Origin of the sequence: Arthrobacter ruber (genome assembly GCF_002954225.1) — a bacterium.
In the GTDB taxonomy this organism is placed as follows: Bacteria; Actinomycetota; Actinomycetes; order Actinomycetales; family Micrococcaceae; genus Arthrobacter_D; species Arthrobacter_D ruber.
Window position 1 is genome coordinate 144,153 of sequence record NZ_PPTH01000015.1, and the last position, 20,477, is coordinate 164,629.

General features: G+C 62.0%; 15 protein-coding genes and 1 pseudogene. 4 read left to right on the top strand and 12 right to left on the bottom strand.

Annotated elements, in window-relative coordinates:
* The first annotated feature begins 287 nt into the window (after window positions 1–287).
* The 3 genes from CI785_RS07255 (at window position 288) to CI785_RS16850 (ending at window position 4,860) form a co-directional block, all read left to right on the top strand.
* On the top strand, window positions 288–1,415 hold the full coding sequence (locus CI785_RS07255) for a glycosyltransferase (protein WP_105031409.1): 1,128 nt from the start codon (window positions 288–290) through the stop codon (window positions 1,413–1,415).
* Between the two features lie 47 nt (window positions 1,416–1,462).
* Entirely contained in the window at window positions 1,463–3,280 is a 1,818-nt protein-coding gene (locus tag CI785_RS07260) for a glycosyltransferase (RefSeq protein WP_157940197.1), read from the top strand.
* Window positions 3,281–3,486: 206 nt separating this feature from the next.
* On the top strand, window positions 3,487–4,860 hold the full coding sequence (locus CI785_RS16850) for a lipopolysaccharide biosynthesis protein (RefSeq protein WP_338064888.1): 1,374 nt from the start codon (window positions 3,487–3,489) through the stop codon (window positions 4,858–4,860).
* Window positions 4,861–5,065: 205 nt separating this feature from the next.
* Here CI785_RS16850 and CI785_RS07265 read toward each other — a convergent pair whose 3' ends face one another.
* The 5 genes from CI785_RS07265 to CI785_RS07280 form a co-directional block, all read right to left on the bottom strand.
* Entirely contained in the window at window positions 5,066–5,926 is an 861-nt protein-coding gene (locus CI785_RS07265; protein ID WP_157940198.1) for a glycosyltransferase family 4 protein, read from the bottom strand.
* A gap of 462 nt (window positions 5,927–6,388) precedes the next feature.
* Window positions 6,389–6,967 carry an arsenate reductase/protein-tyrosine-phosphatase family protein gene (locus CI785_RS07270; RefSeq protein ID WP_105031412.1) on the bottom strand — a complete coding sequence of 193 codons (579 nt, stop codon included), beginning with the start codon at window positions 6,965–6,967 and terminating at the stop codon, window positions 6,389–6,391.
* 1,448 nt (window positions 6,968–8,415) lie between these two features.
* On the bottom strand, window positions 8,416–9,780 hold the full coding sequence (locus CI785_RS07275) for a hypothetical protein (protein WP_105031413.1): 1,365 nt from the start codon (window positions 9,778–9,780) through the stop codon (window positions 8,416–8,418).
* A gap of 137 nt (window positions 9,781–9,917) precedes the next feature.
* The gene (locus CI785_RS17060; RefSeq protein ID WP_157940199.1) at window positions 9,918–10,100 is read right to left on the bottom strand and encodes a hypothetical protein; all 183 of its coding nucleotides are present in this window, start codon (window positions 10,098–10,100) and stop codon (window positions 9,918–9,920) included.
* Between the two features lie 80 nt (window positions 10,101–10,180).
* Window positions 10,181–11,182, bottom strand: a complete 1,002-nt coding sequence (locus tag CI785_RS07280; protein WP_105031414.1) for a polysaccharide pyruvyl transferase family protein — start codon at window positions 11,180–11,182, stop codon at window positions 10,181–10,183.
* 263 nt (window positions 11,183–11,445) lie between these two features.
* On the opposite strand from CI785_RS07280, the pseudogene CI785_RS17490 reads away from it, so the two are divergent.
* Window positions 11,446–11,589 (top strand): annotated as a pseudogene (locus CI785_RS17490) (aminoacyl-tRNA hydrolase); the annotation flags it as partial.
* Between the two features lie 86 nt (window positions 11,590–11,675).
* Here the strand turns inward: CI785_RS17490 and CI785_RS07290 are convergent.
* The 7 genes from CI785_RS07290 to CI785_RS07320 all read right to left on the bottom strand — a co-directional run bounded on the left by CI785_RS07290 (window position 11,676) and on the right by CI785_RS07320 (window position 20,032).
* Window positions 11,676–12,056 (bottom strand): VanZ family protein, encoded by a 381-nt coding sequence (locus CI785_RS07290; RefSeq protein ID WP_157940200.1) that lies wholly within the window; start codon window positions 12,054–12,056, stop codon window positions 11,676–11,678.
* A 148-nt stretch (window positions 12,057–12,204) separates the two neighbouring features.
* A complete protein-coding gene (locus CI785_RS07295; RefSeq protein ID WP_105031416.1) occupies window positions 12,205–13,518 on the bottom strand; it encodes a UDP-glucose dehydrogenase family protein in 1,314 nt (437 codons plus the stop codon).
* A gap of 131 nt (window positions 13,519–13,649) precedes the next feature.
* A complete protein-coding gene (locus tag CI785_RS07300) occupies window positions 13,650–14,303 on the bottom strand; it encodes a sortase domain-containing protein (RefSeq protein ID WP_105031417.1) in 654 nt (217 codons plus the stop codon).
* A gap of 39 nt (window positions 14,304–14,342) precedes the next feature.
* Window positions 14,343–15,488, bottom strand: coding sequence for a family 8 glycosyl hydrolase (locus tag CI785_RS07305; RefSeq protein WP_157940201.1), 1,146 nt, complete (start codon window positions 15,486–15,488; stop codon window positions 14,343–14,345).
* Window positions 15,485–16,447 carry a DUF4397 domain-containing protein gene (locus CI785_RS07310; protein ID WP_105031419.1) on the bottom strand — a complete coding sequence of 321 codons (963 nt, stop codon included), beginning with the start codon at window positions 16,445–16,447 and terminating at the stop codon, window positions 15,485–15,487. The genes CI785_RS07305 and CI785_RS07310 overlap by 4 nt, the downstream gene beginning before the upstream one ends.
* Before the next feature lie 67 nt (window positions 16,448–16,514).
* A complete protein-coding gene (locus CI785_RS07315) occupies window positions 16,515–18,530 on the bottom strand; it encodes an ArnT family glycosyltransferase (RefSeq protein ID WP_105031420.1) in 2,016 nt (671 codons plus the stop codon).
* Window positions 18,527–20,032: a glycosyltransferase family 2 protein gene (locus CI785_RS07320; protein ID WP_240615060.1), complete on the bottom strand. Its 1,506-nt coding sequence runs from the start codon at window positions 20,030–20,032 to the stop codon at window positions 18,527–18,529. Before CI785_RS07320 ends, CI785_RS07315 begins: the two co-directional genes overlap by 4 nt.
* Window positions 20,033–20,477: the final 445 nt, after the last annotated feature.

The following is a 20,477-nucleotide window of genomic DNA, read 5'->3' on the forward strand; positions in this document are numbered from 1 at the left end:
ACCACTTGCACGCTCGGCTTCCGAGTGCCCCGGGGAACCCTCGGTGTGTGGGGTGTTTGGGTCTTCAAATTTCATTGCAGGTTGCTTCAGGGTACGCGCCAAATCTCGACAGGAGGAGCTGGGACGTCGGCTGCACGGTAGATGCACTTCCTGGCGGTAGCATCGGCAGGACGCCGGTATGACGCTTCCCGCCGGGTGGGACGTCAACGGAATGAAATCTGGGTGCACTAGAATCGGCCGGAATCGGCCGGAATCGTCGCTCGAGTCTCGAATGAAGTGGGAGCAGCATGTCGCGTAAAGTTGCTATCTTAGGCACCAGGGGATATCCGAGCTTCTACGGCGGATTCGAAACCGCAGTTCGATTTATTGCCCCTCATCTGGCAGACCAAGGATGGGATGTTACAGTGTATGGGCGTCCGCACTCCATCACTCATAATTATCCGTATCGGGACGCACGCGTGCGGTCCAAACTGACCTTCGGGCTTGAGAAGAAATCCGCAAGCACTCTTTCGTACGGCCTCACCTCTATCGTTCACACGGCCTTCAAAAAACCGGAAATAGCCTTGATTATGAACGTGGCAAACGGCTTCTGGCTACCGATACTAAAAATTCGGAAAGTTCCAACCGTGGTCAACGTTGATGGAATCGAATGGAAGCGTGACAAGTGGGGCAAGGTCGCGAAATGGATTTTTCTGCAAGGCGCGCGAATGACTGCGAAGTACGCCGACACCCTAATATCCGATTCTGTCGAAATCCAGCGGATATGGAGGGAGGACTTTGGGCGGGAAAGTCATTACGTCCCCTACGGAGGAACACCGGGGCAGGGTAGGGCTGTTCCAGCAGAACTTCGCTCGAGGGGTTACATTCTGGTTGTCGCTCGCTTCGTTCCAGAAAACAGCATCCTTGAGTTCCTCGATGCAGCAAGCGAACTCGGCCAGCGTTGGCCGGTTGTGATTGTTGGGTCCTCCGGGTATAGCGGGCCAATCGAGGATCGGGTCAAGCACCTGGCGGCCACGCTCCCGCTTGTGACCTGGCTCGGTCACCTGAATGATGATGAAAAGCTGAACTCGCTTTGGGAGCATGCCGGAGCCTACTTTCACGGACATAGCGTGGGCGGGACCAACCCTGCATTGGTTCAAGCGATGGCATGTGGTGCGCCCGTCGTGGCACGGGACACTCCTTATAACCGAGAAGTACTCGGCCCCGCGGGTGTCTTAGTCGAACCGAATGTGGCAGAGATCGTGCGCGCAATCGACGACCTAATGACTGATCAGGCAAGACAGGCCGAGCTATCACGAACTGCGACTGCCGAAGCCGTTAGGAGGTTCGACTGGAATAGCATTGTCAGGTCCTACGAGACGCTTCTTGAGAACGGGATGCGAAAGTCCAGCACGTCGGGTGGTGCGTTGGCATGAGCGTCCTTAGTGCGACCAGTCGGGTACCGCTCCCGAGTGTCTCCGCGGTGATTGTTCACCACAAAAGCTACAATTCGCTTCGGCACACATTGCACGACCTCAGCGAGCAATCTCTTGCTTGCGAGACCATCCTCATTGTTGACAACAGTGAGGAAGAGGATAGGAGGCAGGAACTCCAAGAAGGTTTGCCGCCACACACAAGCGTGCTCTTCACGCCGAACCGGGGCTATGGGGCCGCCGTAAATGCGGGAATTGCGAGTCTCGCCCGCGCTGCCGGCGGTGCCCCGGATCTGGTGTTAGTGCTAACTCATGAAACCAGAATGAGGAAGGACGCGTTGCTGCGTCTCGCCCAAGCGATGTCAGTCGATTCTCGAATAGCAGTCGCCGGACCAACTCTTCTGACCGGAGAGGGAGAGGAGCAGATTTGGTCGACTGGAGGGAAAATTTCCCCGATCTTTGGCATGCCGAAGCATCACCAGACTCCGGTTCCTGATCACCAGAGTGCTCATGCCGCCCCGCCTGTCGACCGAAGTTGGCTTGACGGTGCCTGCCTTCTGTACCGATCTAGCGCACTATCGGGTTGTTCAATTGATGAAGATTACTTTCTTTATATGGAGGAGGTCGACCATCATTTACGACTGCGTCGTGAAGGGGGCAGAGTGGTCTGGGTGCCCGGCGCCGAGGCTTGGCAGGCGACGGGCGGAATGCCGCTTTACTACCTAGCTAGAAACTCGAGGTTATTCTTTAAGAGGCAGGGTCGGGATCTTCGGTCAAGAACGGTTCCCCTAGTGGTGAGCATTACAAGAGGGATGAAGCAAAGCGTGAAGCGTCACAGTACACAGCCTTTACGGCAAGTGTTCGCAGGGCTCGTCACGCCCCTTCCTTCCGCCACACGCGACGGTGGCCGCACCGCAATTACTATCCACATAGTGAACCCACTCGGGGCGGCGTTACGGCATTTTGAAGATGAACTGAGAGACGTGCTGGCGAATCAAGAAATTCATTTGTCTTCTGAATCGTTCCCAGAACCATCTCAGAGTAGCGAACGGCGCTGGAGATGGCTCCAGCGGCATGTCGGCGCCTTGATCGGCGCGAGGCAAGCTGACGCGGCTATCGTGATGTGGCCAGTACTTGGTTACTGGGATGTCCTTCTTGCCCAAGTCTTGTGCCGATCTCGCACGTTTCTAATATTCCATGACCCGGTGCCTCTGGTGCGCTCAGTGGGATATGGCAAACTTGCGCAGAAGATCGCAAACTTATGCTCCAAAGTCTCCATCATCTACATGAGTGAGCGAGCCGGCAAGGAGCTGAACGCTGCGGTTCCGCGCCTAGCTAAAATTTATCTACCTCACCCGATACTCGAGCCTGCAAGCGGCCTCACGCCTCGACCCGGTGATGAGAAAGTCGTTCGTGTGCTCGGACAGTACAAAATGGATCGGGATCTAGACGCTCTTCGGTCTATTGCCGCTAATACCAGCAACGTACGACTGGAGATAATGGGGCGCGGCTGGCCCTCCCTGCCTGGATGGGATGTCACGAGCCAATTCCTCACCGAGATCGAACTGGATCAGGCGGTGGCGAGCAGTTCCGTCGTCGTGGTGCCTTACAAGAGCTTCTTCCAGAGCGGCATCGCCATTCGCTGCATGGAGCACTCAACCCCCATCGTGGGGCCGGCTTCGAGCTCTCTTGCGGAGATGTATGGAAGCGATAGCAAGCTGCTAGTTCGGGCTGATGGCGAGGGAGGATGGAGCAGTGCTCTCGATCATGCGCTAGAAGTAAGCGCTTCAGAAACGCACGAGCATGGCCGTCGGTGGCGGGACAAAGCGCGTCGGGCCTGGACTGTGTGGGCATCATCTGTTGGCTGAGGTTGGCGAGCGTTTGTGCGCAACGGAAGGTAGGCAGAACTCGGACATGATTATCACTACAACCGCCACAGAGGACTACTTTGTCGAGGAGCGGTAAAACAGGCCACGGCGTGCTCTACAGCAGCATTGCCGGGATGGCGTCCTTGTGTGCCTCACTTGTATTGTTTCCGATTGCTCTATCGACGGTCGGCGCGCCGCTTTACGGGATGTGGCTCTTTGTTCTAGCAATTACTTCTTACTTAGCTTACGCGGATCTCGGTGTCGGGGGAGCGCTAGTACATTTCGGATCGAGGTCGCGAGGTGGCGACGCCTCGCTCCCAGTAGCTACATTGCTTTCGAGCGCGATCGTATGGTGTCTATCGATTTCGCTGCTCATGGCGCCAGTTGCCTATCTTATCTTCAATCATTATGTAGGAATTCAAAGCGAGAAGACCCACTTGTCTTCCGCCGATGCAGCAGTTTTGGTGGTATGCGGAGTCCTCGTTGTATGCCTCATGATTGTGCGTCCGTTTAGTAGCGCACTTCAAGGCGCCGGGATGCTTGTCCTTGAGCGCAAACTTCAGCTCATAGGTGTTGCAGTTCGCATCGCGGGAACCCTGATCGCATGTACGGTGCTCGGGACTTTTTATGCACTTGTCATCGCGGAGACCATCGCTCTCGCGGTCCCTCCCTGTCTGGCCGCATGCATCCTGTTGAGGAACCATTGGCGGCATCTGAGATTTGACCGAAAGATGTTGTCAACTCTGGTGGAGATGCTTCAATACAGCGTTAGATCGTTCGTCGTTTCGCTGGCAGGAAACTCGATACTCCAGGGCGGGACATTGGTAGTCGGATTGGTGGCGGGACCAGCGCAAGTGTCCTATTACAATGCGGCATTCCGTATTTACGCGGGAGTTCGCCAAATCAGCTCGTGGGCCGTTGAGCCGTTCAGGTCTTCGCTTAGCAGAACTTTCTATAAGTCAGCGAGTGAAGCGGAGGATTTGATTAGGACACTGATCAGGATGTCCACGTTGCTCGTGAGCTTCGGGTGCCTGTTCCTTATGTTCGGAGCAGCACCTCTGTTACGATTATGGCTCGGAGAGGCGGTGCCGATTGACGCGGTGTCGTTTGTTCTGATCATTCTTCTTGGCGGGCTGATGCTGAACTCGCTTCACTCGGTGCTAATACTAGCTTCAGATACCGCTAACAAACCTGGCCTTTTCACTCGCGAACAAGTAACCTGGGCTGTCAGCTTTTTCGTGCTGGGATTCATCTTCGGCAACCTATGGGGAGCGGTAGGCGTGGCCGCAGCGTTGTCCTTGCCCTTGGTGATACTCGAGTTTTCCTACGTGCGCCGCGCCGAACAGATAACTCACCTTCGGGGGCGCGATTGGTGGTGCTTCTGTATACTCCCGATAGTTGCACTGTTTGGGGGCGGCTCGCTGGTATCACTTATCCTCGTGGCGTATCTCCCGGGCACGGTTTGGAACGGGTTCATGCCGTGTGTCGCTTTTGCTTTCTGTTCCGCGGTTCTAACTTACCTCCTTCGACGGCTTGTACCATTTCGCGAGTTCAGGACCCTGCTTGCGTCGAAGTTATAGCTCGAATTTTTCGGAGGCGGAATCTCTAGCAATCAATATCCTATATTGCCGTTGTGGGAGAGAGTTCGGTAGGTCGCAGATAAGTCGCATTCAGGTTGCATTACCGGCTGTCGATCGCTGGCCCTGCACTCATAGCCTTGCAGTACGCCGTCTGCGCAATTCCACTCCAGCTAGGCTGCGCCGTCAGAAGTTAGGGTAGGGCCTATTACAACGTTCTCTCGATCATTTCGCTTAGACTGAAAGCCATTTCTCTTGTGTTGTAGCGCTCTTCTACCGCGGTACGTCCCGCCGCACCTAGTTGGTTCGCGAGAGAAGCATCGTCAGTAAGTCGGAGCGCTGCAGAGGCGAGACTTGCGGCATCCTCAACAGGAGTTAGCAACCCGGTTTCGTTGTGATCGACATAGTGACCCATCCCGGCCGTCTCAGTTATCACAACGGGCCGGCCGCAAGCCATTGATTCCAGGGCCGCCGTCATGCCTGAGACATGCAGATTAGTGCCCGTCGCAATGACGACAGCGGTGGCTGACTGGTAGAGAGACCGAAGGTCTTTATGACCTACGCGCGGAATCTTCGTTACCCCAACGGGCGTCGGTAGCTGCGATGAAGTTTGCACGACGAGGGCCACGTCGGGACGAGCGGAAGCGATGATTTCGAATGCTGAAAACAGAGTTTTCATGTCACGGTCTCGGTCGGATCCCAAGCTGAACAACAGCGGTGAGCGAACAGGCTCGGCGGGCTGAAAAAAGTCCTTATCGACGCCGAACGTTAGCAATTCAATTGGCGGATGATTTGGTCCAAGCCAGGATTTCACGAAGGGGACCTGCGCTGGGCTTAAAACCCATAATCGATCAAGTCTTCGAAGTGCAGGTCGGATGATTTGGTCTTTTGCTTTCGGCTTGTGACTCGCGAACCTGTCCGTGGCCCAAATAACACCAGCAAGTTTCACTTTCGCTTTGCTATGCAGCAGCATGCGTAGAGCGGTGTCTTCCTCCCAGGCGAGCGCAACGTCAACAACTTTCTTCCTTCGCGTCGAACTCAGGTTGGCTCTTGCTGCGAGGTTGGACAAGCGAGCGCTCGTCGCGCTGAGGTGACCCGCAAGTTGATTCAACCCGTAAGGCCACTTATCAGGCACCAGACCCTGTGCGTTCTGGAGTTCCCAACCCTTCGTGTCAAGGTGGGTGGGATAGTAAACTTCGACATCTCGCACGCAAGGCCTCTCTGGTGAACTATGCAGAAGAGGCTCGTAAGAGGTTCTTCTACTTTACGTTCGCATAATAGCGCTCCTACAACTGTAGCCTGCGTGAACGTTGCCAGGGACGGAGGTGCTGCCTGAACGGTGCAGGGGTTTTGGGGTTATGCAAGCTGATCATTGTATCAAAATCGATTATGCAGCTGTTCAACTGTGCTTCCTATTTTGTAGAATTGCGACCGACCTAGAGATTCAGCGCAGGGCTGCGTCTCCGTCGTCGAGCAGTGCGACGGACAATCCACTGAATATACCTCGCAGGACGTTTTCGTCGTAGAGAAGCTACCGTACGGTGTTGCGTTCGAAGTTGAGTAGGGCAGTAACCGCCGGGTGTATCTCGTCGAACATCTGCGCATGTACGGCTGCATCTTTGTAGTAGGGATCCACTACATCGTCCATTCTAGCGTCAACTGCATTTGCTGTGCGAAGTCGGCGACTCTGATGAACAGCAGTGGTCCAACGGGCTATTGATTCCAGTTTATCCTCGCGTTTGATGTTTGGGAGGATTCGTGCCAGTTCTCGGAGCGTATAGGTCTTGCGCAAAGCGGAAGGCGCGATGTTCACGATTTCACTGCGATGTTCGCGGGTCAAGGCTAAGATCAGGTCTTGTTCGGCAATCAATTCAGTGGTTATTTGCTTGGCGGAGAACTCGCTGGTTTCGATCGCCATTGTTTGGAGTGTGGAGGCGACGCTACTTTCAATCGGGAGTCCTACGAGAGCTCTGGTTCCTGCACTGTTCACGCGGAATGTATTCGGAGCAATTGCATCTAGTCCTGACTGAAGCATTTTCTCTACTGCAGGAGATCGGCAAATATTTCCTGTGCATACGGTGAGAATGTTGAACCATTGCTGATCTGACATTAGCGCTCCGTTCGTTGTTGGTAATCACTCAGTGAGGTGGTCGAAATTCCCTGATCGATTTTTAGGGTCTTGCTCGGTCTCGGCGTGTTGTGGGCAGCGCTGGTCTAGGTTCCGTCAGCCCAGTGGCGCGATGATTAGAAGTATATCGACTTCTATTTGCTGACGGTACTTCCCTAGTGGGCAGCGGCTCAAATAGGAGCGAGAATTATGCTTTTCCGCGATGTTGGGAATGCAAGGCGGGATCTGAGGCCGGTGCGAACAAGCAAGCGGTCGCTCGGCATACTCGGTTGCCTACTCGTGTTTTCATCTTCAAACGAGGGGAGAGCCGCTGTGCGACGAGGGTTTGGTTCGCGCCGTAATCTGACACGTCTACCGTGTCGGTGAGCGTAAACAGGACAGCGCCAATGCGTTCCCGGTTCGAGAAGCGCCGGGGAGATAAAGGATTATATCTCGCGTGAGCAGCGAAGGAGCGAGTTTCATTCACCTCGTAATCGTGGTTCTAGCTAGGGCTATAGCGGCTGCAGGCGTGCCGATTCCCTTGTAATTCCATCCCGCCGCTCGCCAGGCCCCGCCATCCAACACGTTGCGTCCGTCAAGAAAGTTCCCGGTGTGCACGAGCTTGGCAGTCTTGTTCGGGTGTGAGGGCTCGGTATACGTTCCATTCCGTCAGTAGAAGGATCGCGTCTGCGCCGGACAGCGCACCATGTAAAGGTTGATCGTATACGGGCTCTGGAAAGCGGCTGGCACCCTCGACGGCCTGTGGGTCGGCGACGATAGTGTTGCTCCCCTGAGCTGCAACTGCGCGGCGATATTCAACGCAGGGGAGTCGTTTACGTCGGCGGTGTCAGGCTCGAATGCGGTCCACAGAACGGTTATGCGCTTGCCTAAAACCGAGCCGGCACTAGCGACGCTCTCGTGATCGCCGAGATGACCGCGTGGCTCAACGCCTTGCTCGCAGCTACGCCCGCGACGACCGGCAATGTCGTCGCCCGGAACCCCATGGGCACTAAGTCCTCAGCCATTTACAGAGGAATCGCGGCCTGTCCAGCCCCTGCCCGGGTTCACGGGCTCGACACCACCGGGTGGTGGGTAGCCGCAGACAGCGTGGACAACACTCACCCGTGGGGGTATGTCAATCAGCACGGTCACACCTCGACTGGCCGCGGGCGCGCAAGCGTTCCTCGCTTCATTGAAAGCGCCTTCGAGCAATGAGTTCCTCGACAACGGCACAGAGTGGGTTGCGGTTCAACCGAGAACGGAGGCGAGCGGTGAATATCTACGTAGTCCGTCTAGCGCAGCGCGCTGCGTAGATACCGTCGATCACAAGTGCCACGCCGGGAAAAGCAAACAGCACATCTCGACTAGTTGATATATCCATGAAGCACATCGCCGCAAGTATCTACAGAACGATTGACACACCGAACGCATGCTCTCGCAGGGAAACAGTCTCACCAGCCAACGGGGGCACCGACCCTGCCGAGTTCTGGTTCTGCCGGAGCAGATTGCCCTTCTTGAGTTTCGCTCGTGTCCCCGGCAAGAGCCGCGGCCAATCCCACCACCATCCACACTGCCACTTGGTACTGAGTAATCATCGCGACGGTGGCGATTACTGGAAGCTGACCGATGAGGGCGACTTCAGCGAATGAAGCGCGGCCCCGAACGAGCCGGAGACTCATCACTGCGAACGGGAAGATAACGAGGGCCATCGCGATCCAACCAAAGCCAAGCCCGACCGCCATAAATGCGTTGTCAATCGACCCATAGATTCCGTACTGCCCCGATCCCGAAGCATCAGCCATGTAGCTATGCGCCCTGCCTATCGGTGCCAGTGTGCCGATGAGGCGGGTAAGGAGATTTACCCGGTAGCTTGAACTGTTCGTCACTTCTGACCCGGCCTCGTCCGATACGGCCATAAAGCTGATAGCTGTGAACATGCCAAGGATCGTGGCAAAGATGAACAGGAATGCGCGTTGCCCTGCCCGAAGATTCTTGGCGGTCAGGAGTGCCAAAATAAGGGTTAGCCCAGCGGCAAGCATTGCCCCCCTGCTCAAGGTTGTGGCTACCCCTACAAGGATGAGGCTGAGCAAGACCAGCTTGTTTCGTGTCTTCAGGCCAGACGAGAGCAAGAAGGGGATGGCCAGGGCTAGGGACCCGCCGAGAGCGATGGAGTGCCCGAACGCCCATTCGCTTCGAGACTCGCCAGCTCGCGTCTGAATTGGGGCCCAGAGTTCGGCCAAGGAGTTCATGCCAGCTAAGCCTACGAACGGATGCCAACCAAACAATTTCTCGATTATTGCCAAGAGTCCGACAACTCCAAAGGTGATCCCTACCGAGGTCTTTACAAAGCGGATTCCTGCTTTCTCGCACACGAACCGCCCAACAAGGTACCCGGCAACCCACAGCGTAAGCATAGATATGAATGCGCTGATGCTGGACTTTCCCGACGATGACCCGAACGCCACCCCGAACGCCGCGAGGACTAGGAGTGCGCTAACGCACAAATCTGCCTTATTCGGCTCCCACCTCGTACCAACCAGCAAGCAGCTCAAAGCGACGAAGGAAGAAACCGTGGTGACGGGAGCAAACACCCCGGCCACACCGATGCCGATCCAGCACGGCACCGCGGACACTGTCAGAAGCCAGAACAGGAAGCCGAGCTTAGGGTGGCGCGGGAAGACCATGAGCGCCACTACCGGTCCGATTAGTGCAAGCGCGGCAATCGGCCCAAAGTAGAGCGCAGAAGCTCCCACGCACGTCGCTACTACTGAGCCGAGCAGCCACAGCAGCGCGCTACGGTCCCCCAAAATCTTCATGCTTCCGATCCTAATGTGGACCGCACTCAACGCCCCGCATACACAGCTGTGCGGCCTAGTCAGTGCAGTTTCCTACCCGCCACAAATGCTTGCAATCAAGACGGAGCTGAAGAAGGCGTACGCGGCGCTGCACTGGGTCAGCCTACGTTTCCGCCGTAATGGGATGAGGTTGAGATCTGGGCGCGGCCCACGACGTCGAAAATAACGTCATGTTCCGTGGCCGTTACTTCCATCGCTTCTTTGGCCATTACCAATGCGTCCTCAGGCTCCACGTTGTAGGTCATGGCGATAGCAGTCAGTCCTGCGAGTGAGTTCCCCATGCTCCAGATTCTACCCGCGACAAATTTCTAAGCGCACCTGCGCCTGGCTCGAGCTTGCGGCTGAACTGGTCGGCGAGGGCCTAGTCGAAGTAGGAGTCCACCAGGGCTTCGGCTTCTTTGACGCTTGGGGCGTAGTGTACGCCGGGCATGCGCCCCAAGTAGTCGCCGATGATGGCGCTGATCTTCCCGTTGGCGTTGTCCATCGCGATCACCGGCTTGCCCATGAGTGCAGCCAGCACTGTGGCGTGAAGCCGGTTGGTGACGATCAGTCGACCTTTGCCCAGGATCGCCACGGCTTGCCGGACGTTATTGCTGGCGATCGCTACGTATGCGCGTCGCTGGACGGGGTAAAGGGGGATTGCAAGGACAGGAATCCGCTTGGTGATCGCTCCCGGGATGTGGAGCAATTTGTCGAAGAATTTGCGCAGGCCACGCAGGCCCCAGTCAAGGTCGATGTGGCTTTCCACGGGATGCATGTTGAACCGCTCATTACCTTCGAGGGACTCAGAATCATTGCGCCGCAGCACAACTACATCAAGGTGCCCGCGCCGCCCATCCACTTCCCCGTACCCGAACGCCATATCCGGGCAGAACAGGACGTTCGCGCTCGGGAACAACTCCCGCGTGCGCCGCACGCCATTATGATCGCGGATGAGCAGGGTCAGGTCGGGGTGCGCGTTGAGCACGGCCTGCGCTTGCTGAAGGAGCGGACCCTCCTGAAAGTCGATGCCCTGCGGAAGTTGAATAATCTGCCGCTCCGGAAAGTCGCTAACGACGCGTTCCCGCAGGGCCTGCATGTACTCCCAGCGATCCCCAAAATTGCCGCCACCTTGAATCAGAATCGGCCCATTGGGCACGAGCGCCCGGAGGTGCGCAGGGTTGTATCGGCTTCCGTCTGCGATGTAGTCGACATGTACTCCGAGCCGGTCGAGGTACCGCGACTGCCCGAGGAAGATAAGGGCGTCGCCCGAGTTCTCGTGGTTTGGAAAGTCTACAAGTGCGACTCTCTGGCCTTCTACCAACAGCCCGGAAAGAACAGCCATCGTCTCGTCCTGGATTTCATCCAGTGCCCCCACAGTCATGCCCCAAGCATAAGCTGCCGATGAATCCGGCTTAGCGCAGCGATGCGCTGCGGCTAGGTATTGCGCATGCCGCGCCACTCGCCGTCGAAGCAAGGCAGCTGACTGGGCATGACCGTGTCAATGCAGCAGAGCTGCCACGCCGTGCTCCCTTACAGGAGGTCTGACCGCGCGTTTGCCGCAATTCAGGGACGTAGTTGAGCAGGCGATTGTAAGACAGCCGATCGGCATGAAGGCGTTGTGTGCGGGAGGCTAACTGACCGATAACTGCTGATCTCGCACTCAGGGACTTCGGCACCGTGGAGTAGAAGGAACTGCCGTTCCTCCTCGATGACGCCGCCGACGCCGTCAAGCTCCTCATCCGCTACGGCCTGACGGCTGCTCAACAAAAGTTCCACGCCCCGGCGTAGGCAGACGGGGCCATCAAATCGAAGCCGCGCTGCTATCACAAGAACACTGAGCTCAGCATCATCGACTGTGTCCGCAGAGTCGTGTCCTAGGGCGACCGTTCCCGGCGCCCCGCCGTAAGCAGCGCGCAAGCCGTGAGGGCGCCCACCAGCGCACCGAGGGTGTTGGCGACGACGTCGTACGGGGTCGCAAACCGCTGGGGGAGCAGGAGGAACTGCGTGGCCTCGATGAGCGTGGAGAGGGCGAAGCTCACGGCGGGGGCCCACCAGCGCAGGCGGGGCGGAGTCAGCAGGAACCAGAACAGGCCCAGCGGCACGAACATCAGAATATTGGCCGAGAACTCCACCACGCTGTATGTGACGAACGTCGGCAGGCCGTGCTCATGCAGGAAGTTCAGCGCCCGCCGCAGAGCCTCTGCCCCGCCGCGGTCCACCGGCGTCGGCCACAGGACGATGAGCGCAACCGCCACGAGCCACAGTGCGCACAGCGCGCGGACGATAGATCGCGGTGGCTTGGACGGAGTCGCTGCGGTGCTCAGAATTGTCCTAACGGCTGAAGCGACGTGAGGTACCAGTATGCGTCAGCCGCCCGGGCGTTGATCCGTCCCGCGCCACCTCTCAGGATCGACCGACTCCCTTGTAGTTCCAGCCGGCTGCACGCCAGGCCCGGCTGTCGAGCACGTTGCGTCCGTCGAGGATGTTCCTCGTCCGCACCAGTCTGGCCGCGTGTTCGGGCGCGAGGCCCTTGTACTCGTCCCATTCCGTCAGCAGGAGCAGCGCGTCGGCCTCGGTGATCGCTTCGTCGAGGTCTCGCTCGTAGGTCAGTTCGGGAAAGCGGACCTGGGCGCCGTCGATGGCCTGCGGGTCGGTGACCGTCACGGCGGCGCCCTGGAGCTGGAGTTGGGCGGCGATGTTCAGGGCGGGGGAGTCGCGGACGTCGTCGCTGTCGGGTTTGAAGGCCGCGCCCAGCACGGTGATGCGCTTGCCCAGCAGGGAACCGTCGAGCAGGGTGCGCGTCAATTCCACGGCCCGCATCCGTCGTCGGACATTGATGTCGTCCACTTCCCGCAGGAAGGTCAGGGCCTGGTCCGCTCCGAGCTCGCCCGCGCGGGCCATGAAGGCCCGGATGTCCTTGGGCAGGCAGCCGCCACCAAAGCCGATGCCGGCGTTGAGGAATCGACGGCCGATCCGCTCGTCCATGCCGATCGCGTCGGCCAGGACGGTGACGTCCGCACCGGTGACTTCACAGACCTCCGCCATGGCGTTGATGAAGGAGATCTTCGTGGCCAGGAAGGAGTTCGCGGCGGACTTCACGAGCTCAGCGGTGGCGTAGTCGGTCACCAGGCGCCGGGTGCCCAGGGCCAGCGGTGCGCTGTATACCTCGTCGAGGACAGCGGTGGCCCGCTCACCGGGCCCCCCGTCGGGCACCCCGTAGACGAAACGGTCCGGTGCGAGCGTGTCCTTGACCGCGAAGCCCTCGCGCAGGAACTCGGGATTCCACGCCAGCACGGCGTCCGGGTGCCGCCCGGCGAGGTCCTCGGCCAACCGCGCAGCCGTCCCGACTGGGACCGTGGACTTGCCGACCACCACATTGCCGGGCTCGAGCGAATCCAGCAGCGCGGCGAAGGCGCCGTCCACGTGGCGCAGGTCCGCGGCGTACTCGCCCTTGCGCTGCGGGGTGCCCACGCACAGGAAGTGCACCTGGGCGCCTTGGGCGTCGGCCATCTCGGTGCTGAACTTCAGCCGCCCGGCCGCCAGGACCTCCTCGAGGAGCTCGGGCAGGCCCGGTTCGAAGAACGGGACCCGACCGGCCTGCAACTCGCCGATCTTCCACGGGTCCACGTCGATACCGACCACCTCATGGCCCAGCTTCGCCATGCACGCGGCGTGGACCGCCCCCAGATAGCCGCAACCGATCACCGAAACGCGCACGCTGATTCCCCTTCCGAGAGCCACCCAGACGTGAGCGACTCTAGGTGGGCAGGAAGAAGTCCTGCCCGGGCAAAGGATGAGCAGGCCTTAACGCTCGATGAACGCTGGCCGACGGGTACGGCACGGTGGTGCTACTCCGGCAGCGCCGTGGCGAACACGATCATGTTGCGCGTCCAGTGCCCGCGTGCTGGGTCGTACTCGCCGTCGCACGTGATGAGCCGGAGCTGGGCATCCGGTGTGGGTCCGTAGATCTCCTCGGTGGGGAAGGAGTCGGTACGCTCGGCGGAGATGGTGCGGTTGACGGCGAAGTCGTCGGTGCTCCCGTCCGCCTGGGTGACGGTCACCGTGTCCCCGGGCTCGAGGTTCCCGAGATCCACGAAGACGGCAGGCCCGTCGGGGGCGGTGAGGTGTCCTGCGATGACGGACGGACCGCGTACTCCCGGGACGGGACTGCGGTCGTACCAGCCCGCCGCCTGCCAGTCGACGGGTGGCTGCAGTTCGGCGGCGGCGTCCAGGGACAGCACCTCCAGCGGAGCGTCGACGTCGATGGCGGGGATGCTGATCCGCACGGGTGCCGCCTCGGGGGAGACAGCAGTATCAGCCGGCGCCGAGGGATCCTGGATCTTCCCGGCGGACGCCGCCAAGGCCGCGGAGGGAGCGGGAGCCGGACTGTCGGGTTGCCCGCCCTCGGGTGTGGATGGAGCCGCGCAGCCGCCCACGAGCAGTGCTGCCCCCAGCAGGCACGTGGCAGTCCGCAGGGAGATCCGGCTGGTCTTCGATGTCAAGGGAGGTACCTGGTTTCTTCGTGTCTCTGCCGCAACGGGTCAGTTTCGCAGCGGTGGGCAACCACCGAGGGTGTCGGTCTCGAGCATGAGCCGCCCGAGTGCGGTCCATGCGGCGCCGTAGTAGGTGCTGTACTGCTGCGCCAGCCGGCTGGCCCTGTCGAGGTCCTCGGCGGAGGTGGACGTATCTCCCGCCGACGCGGAGGCGGCCGCCCGGGCCAGGTACGCGAGGGGATGCTCGTCGGTGTTGAGGGCAGTTCCGCCGAGATCGAGCGCCGCCGGCAGCTGGTCGTCCCGCGTCAGCGGTTGGACTAGCTGTGCGGCGAGTTGCCGGTCCTCGTCGCGGCACGACTCGGCGAAGCGGATGGGCAAGCGGGCGGCGTCGTAGCTGTAGCGCACGTCCTGGTCCATCCCCGTGGCGCCCGGCATGGCGTTGACCGCTCCCGCTGCAGTGACCTGCGCCCAGTCCGGTGGCAGCGGACTCTTCGCCAGGAGCGCGGCCGTGACTTCCGTGCCGCCCGTCACCAGCTCCGTCCACCGTTCGTCCCCGGTGCTGTCGGCGAGGACGCCGAAGGCGACGGGTGATGCGTAGGACGGGTTGTAGGGGTAGTCGGGGCCGGTGGCAGCCCAGACCCCGGGGAGCAGTATCCGCCCCAGGGGAGTGGGCGCCGTCATGGAGTCCATGATCGCTCCCGCCAGCGAGTTGCCCGCTTCGGTGAATTCCGGACGGTCGAAGTGGGTTCCGGCCAGCACCAGGGCCCGCGCCGCATCGACGTCGGCGTCGGACGCCGGTTCGCTGTCCACGATCCCGCCGTCCTGCCATCGCCAGGCGAGGAGGCCGTCGTCGCGCATCAGGTTGGTCTGCGTCCATCGCCAGATGGACTCGAAGCCCTCCTCGTCGTCGGCGCCGAGGGCGATGAGCAGGCCGTACGCCTGGCCTTCGCTGACAGTGTCCCCGCCCTGGTCCCGGCGTACCACGCGGCCGTCGTCGACCCAGTTCTCCAGGAAGTCCGTTGCCGCTTCCTCGGCGGTCAGGATGTCCTCCGCGACCGGGCCGTCATCGGTGGTCTCCGGCGTCGAGCTCTTGGTGAACGGGAGCAGGCCGGTGGACCAGAGCGCGATCACGACCGTGGCCGCGAGTGCCGCCGTACCGCACGCGATGATCCACGCCAGGGTCCCTCGTCTCACGGGCGGCGCCGGACGGGTACCGGCAGGAGCCCCTGCGATGCACCGCGCGCCACGACGACGACGGCGGCCAGGCCGGCCGCGACGAGAGGCGCGACGTGCCACGGACTTGCGGAACCGGTTGCAGCGCTGTCCCGGGGGCCCGCGGAGAGGGGCGCGGATCCTGTGTTGGTGCCGCCCACGGGGGTGTCGGTGACCGTGGCGCTGTCGGAGATGGGCTTGATCGTGAGTCCACCGGACGCGTTGTCGAGCACGAGCAGCGTGTTCACGCTGCCGGGGAGGAGATCGACGGTCGCCAGGCTGCGCTCCCCGTTCTTGAAGAGCTGCAGTTCCCACGGGCCCGCGTCGACCGTCGCATAGCCGGTGACCTGTCCACTCTTCGCGCCGACCGCGATCGGGTCGCCCATGATGGTCTGGATGTCCACCGTCTCGGCGAGAGTGCTCGCCTGGAGGACACGGATCCGGGCCCGGCCGTCCTCGGGCGCGGTGAGGTCGTCGACGATGACCTTGGCCGTCAGATCCGCGTTCTTCCCCAGCACGGCGAGGGTGACCGGCTGGTTCTCCTGGACGGTGATGAGCTGGCTCAGGGCCGGATCGGTATCAGGAGCGCTGTCCGCGGGCGTCATGTCCACCACGAAGGTTCCGGCCGGCAGCCGGAGGTACTCGGAGACGTCCCCGTAGGCCACATCCTCCAGCTCGAACAGGACCTCACCCCCGGCGACGGCGGTGAGCTCGACGTCGACGGTCTTGGTGTCGGGGGAGAGATGGGCGACCCTCGCCCAGCCTCCGGATGTCTGCGGCTCCTCGGCTGCCACGGCCGGGGCGGCCGAGACGGCGCCGTACATCGCCGCGGCGACGACGACGGCGAGCATCCCTCTGGTGGTGCGCAGGCGGGTGGTCCGTGCCGCCGGCTGCGTGCCCGAGGCGGCGTGGTCCGGGGAGTCCTGGGTGTGAGCGGTCATAGTGATCGTCCTGAACGGTAGAGGGGAATGGTGGATGCGGCCGGAGCCGGGACGGAGCGGAGGGCGGTCACTGGGCGGGCAGGACGTCGGTCGGTGCGTCGACCGAGAAGGTCGAGAGCACGCCCGTGTCCGTCTGGACCGCCGACTGCACGGCGAAGGCACCACCGAGGTTCTCGAACCATGCCTGGTGATCGGCGGCTGCGGCTGTGCCCGGAGCCAGCGCCCCGCCGTCGGACTCGGTGATCAGCACCTGCCGGCGGACCGTCCCGTCCTCGCCTGCTACGGGAGGGAAGGACACGGAGAGCGAGTCGTCGAGCGCGGCACGGCGGCTGAGCGCCGCGACGATCCGCGTGTCGACCTGCCCCGAGACCAGCTGTGCCCGGGCGTCGTCGTCGAGACGGAGGGTGGGGTTCTGCACGAGCTCGGCACCCAGCGAGGCACGGCGTGCGGCCAGCTGGTCCTCCTGCTCGGTGTGCACGGCGATGCCCTCGGGGTGAATGCGGCGCACGTCGACCTGCTGCGACCCCACACCGAAGGACGCCACGACGGCGGAGTTGGTGAGCGCGCCGTTGACCTGCGGGAACTGCTCCGCGGAGGTGCGCATCGAATCGGTGGTGACGATGTAGTCCGAATCCCGCCACCCGTTGGGCGACGCATCCATCACGTCCGCGTCGGTGTCCATCTTGTAGTACCAGATCACGTTGTCGCGCTCGAAGCCGCTGCGCACGAGGTCCACCCAGAGGGCGTCGTCGACGATCATCCGATCCTCCTCGGGGACATGCGCCTCGAGCCAGGCCTGTGCCTGGACGGTCGGCTCGTCGAGGTCTGAGAACAGGAAGCCCCGGAGCTGGTTGGCCCAGAGCGGGACAGCGACGAGGGTGGTGATCACGGCGGCTGCCACCACGGCACCGCCTGCGACTCGGTGGGCCCCCGAGCCGCGTCGCAGCGCGGAGGCCGCCTTGCCGACCACACCCGCGATCAGGAGTGCGGCGAACGGCAGGAGCATGATGATGTAGGGCACCGGCAGGTAGCTGCCCGGCCGGAACATGAAGGCCACGAGGGCCAGCACCAGCACTGCATACGGGCGCAGCTTGGTGATGAAGAGACCGGCGATCGCGGCGGCAGCGCCGGCCGCGATGAACACCGGGTCCAGCTGCCACCACATGCCCAGGGTTCGGCTGAGCTGGCTCTCGGGATCGGCGAGGGATCCGCTCGAGGCACGCGACGAGAGCTGGAAGGCCACACCCTCGAAGAGGCTGACACGGTTCGGTCCGGGAACCAGTTCTCCCTTGACCGTCGCGAACAGGATGTATCCGAAGCCGACCAGTGCGAGCATCGTCGTCGCGACCGCCAGCGTGTAGCGCCGGGTGGCCGGCCACGCGGACCGGTACATGACGAAGGCCAGCAGCGGCAGGGCCAGCAGGTAGGTCTCCTTGGTCAGCACCGCGATACCGAACATCACTGCTGCGCTGACGAATCCCGCCAGCTGGTGCCTGCGGCTCGTGGCGAGGACCAGGGCACCCAGGAGCCACGGGGTGGCGACGTTGTCCAGGTACACGGTGCGGTGGAACTGCAGGGCCAGCGGGGACAGGGCGAACAGGAGCGCGGCTCCCGACGCCGCGGTACGGCTCAGGCCGATCCTGCGGCCGAGCAGCCAGAGCAGGCCGACACTGATGACGGTCGCCACGAGGACGGCCTCACGGCCGGCCATCACGGCGGTGTCCCAGCGCTCGAAGGCGCCGGTGAGCTGGGCGTACCCGGCCAGCTGGATCCACCCCAGGGGCGGATGGTCGTACCAGTAGGTGTAGTGGGCCAACTCGCCGAGGTGCACGATGGCCCAAGCCTGGGCCACGTAGGTGCCCTCGTCGTCGATGCGCTGGGGAGACCCTGCCATGTTCCATGCCTGGACGACGCCGGCGAGGAGCAGCACGGGAACGAGGAAGAGGGGCGCGCGTCCGTGGACGCGCATCCAGCGCTGGCGGGCCGATTGGCGCGATCGCCTGGCGGGTGGCTGCTCGATCGGACGGACCGGTGGCGGCGAGGAGCGCTCCACGGTGGGGGAGCGGTGGATGGTGCTGGTCATGTGGTGGCTCCCTGGGTGCTGATGCGCGGGGCGGCGGAGGAGGCGGCAACACCCACGAGTTCGCGCTCGTGTGCCGGGGCTTCGGTCGGCGTGCGGTGTGCGCCGGTGTGCTCTGTCTTCTCCCAGGAGTTCTCGCCCTTGAGCTGGCGGTAGACCGCCCGGACCGCGGCGGCGGCCAGGAAGACCTGGTAGGGGAACGTGCCGAGGACGAGCCGGACGTAGTCGCGGACCCGCACCTTCTTGCCGTAGAGACGCCCGAACTCACTGAGTCCGGCCGCTTCGGCCGCCAGCGTGACGATGGTGGGACCGAGCGGGAGGAACGTGATCAGGGCGACGATGACGGGAACCTTCGCGAAGAGCACCAGGGCGATCGAGACGGGGATGAGCAGGCCGGTCGCGGCCTGCAGGAAGGGCATCGCCAGGATGTAGCGGGCGAACAGGCGCTGGCGGGTGGTGGGCAGCTTGCGCCACTCGCCCTTGCCCAGCACCTGCAGGAACCCCTGGTTCCATCGTGTCCGCTGCTTGAACAGGGACTTCAGCGTGCCCGGCGTCTCCTCCCGGGTGACGACCTCGGGGCTGTACGCCACGGCCACCGTGGCTCCCTGGCTGGAGAGCCGAACACCGACCTCGCAGTCCTCGGCGAGGCAGTCGGCGTCCCAGCCGTCCGACCACTCGAGCCAGGTGCGCCGGATGAACACGGTGTTCCCGCCGAGGGGGATGAACTTGGCATTGGCGTGGAAGTGCAGCCGGGAGCGGAACCAGAAGTAGTACTCGAGCACGTTGCGCAGCGACCACCACGTGGTCTCGAAGTTCATGAGCTGCACGCCACCCTGCACCACGTCGGCGCCGGTCTCGGTGAAGCGCGAGTCGACGAGCGAGAGGAGCCGGGGGTGGACGTCGTCCTCCGCGTCGAAGACCCCGATGACCGAGCCGCGCGCCGACTTCAGGGCGAGGTTCAGGGCCTTCGGCTTGTTCTTGGGGACCGAGGAATCGACGACGACCCTGATGAGGTGCGGATGCCGGTCCGCGGCGGCGCGGGCCACCGCTTCCGTGCCGGGATCGTCATGCCCGACGATCGCGATGATCTCGAAGTCCGGGTGGTCCTGCTGGGCCAGCTTGTCCAGGGTCTGCCCCATGACCTCCTCCTCGTGCCTGCCCGGCACGAGGAGCGTGAAGGACTCGGCCGCCGGCCGCGGTGTCCTGGAGAATCCCGTGCGCTGGAGGCTGTCGCGGGAGCGCCAGGCGTGAAGCATCCACCACAGGGTGGTGACCGCAATGATGGTCAGGAGGATCGCGACCACGATCATGGTGCTGTAACCGATCCACTCCCACATGGACCAGTCGGGAAGGATCGATCGGGCCTGCTCCTCCGACACGCCTCCGCCGGTCTCGACTCCTCGGTTGGGAGCCACCTCAGGAGTCGGGGATTCCTCAGGGATGGGGGTCAGCAGGGGAGCGGGCTCCACAGCTGCTTCGTCGAGTGTTTCGGTACTCGGGTTCAATCGGGCCTTCTCTGCGCTTCGGGACGTCAACAGGACACCCGATCAGCAATGGCACCGCGGCGGCGGATGACTGATCGGAGGGGCGGTCGATCTCAGAAAAGAACGGGCCCGGATCGCTGAGGACGACGCCGGCCGGGCCATGACCCGGAACGGTGGGGCTCCCGGACAACCGCACGCGGTTGCCCGGATGTCGGCGGCGCGTTGGGGGTACTCCAGTCTCACGAGAGCACAACGCCGCTGACCCGTTCAGGGGGACCACGCAAGCTTGATGGAGTAGGTGCACGGCTCCATCTGCTGCTATCGGCGTTGAAGGCAGTGCGTCGATCCGGGAAGCTACGTCCCTGCGAACAGGGGGTGTAGGGCTTTTCCCTCGTCTTCAACGATAGGGAGAGCACGGCTAACTCTCACGAAACTGCCGTACCTGTCTCTTTACGCGTACTACTTG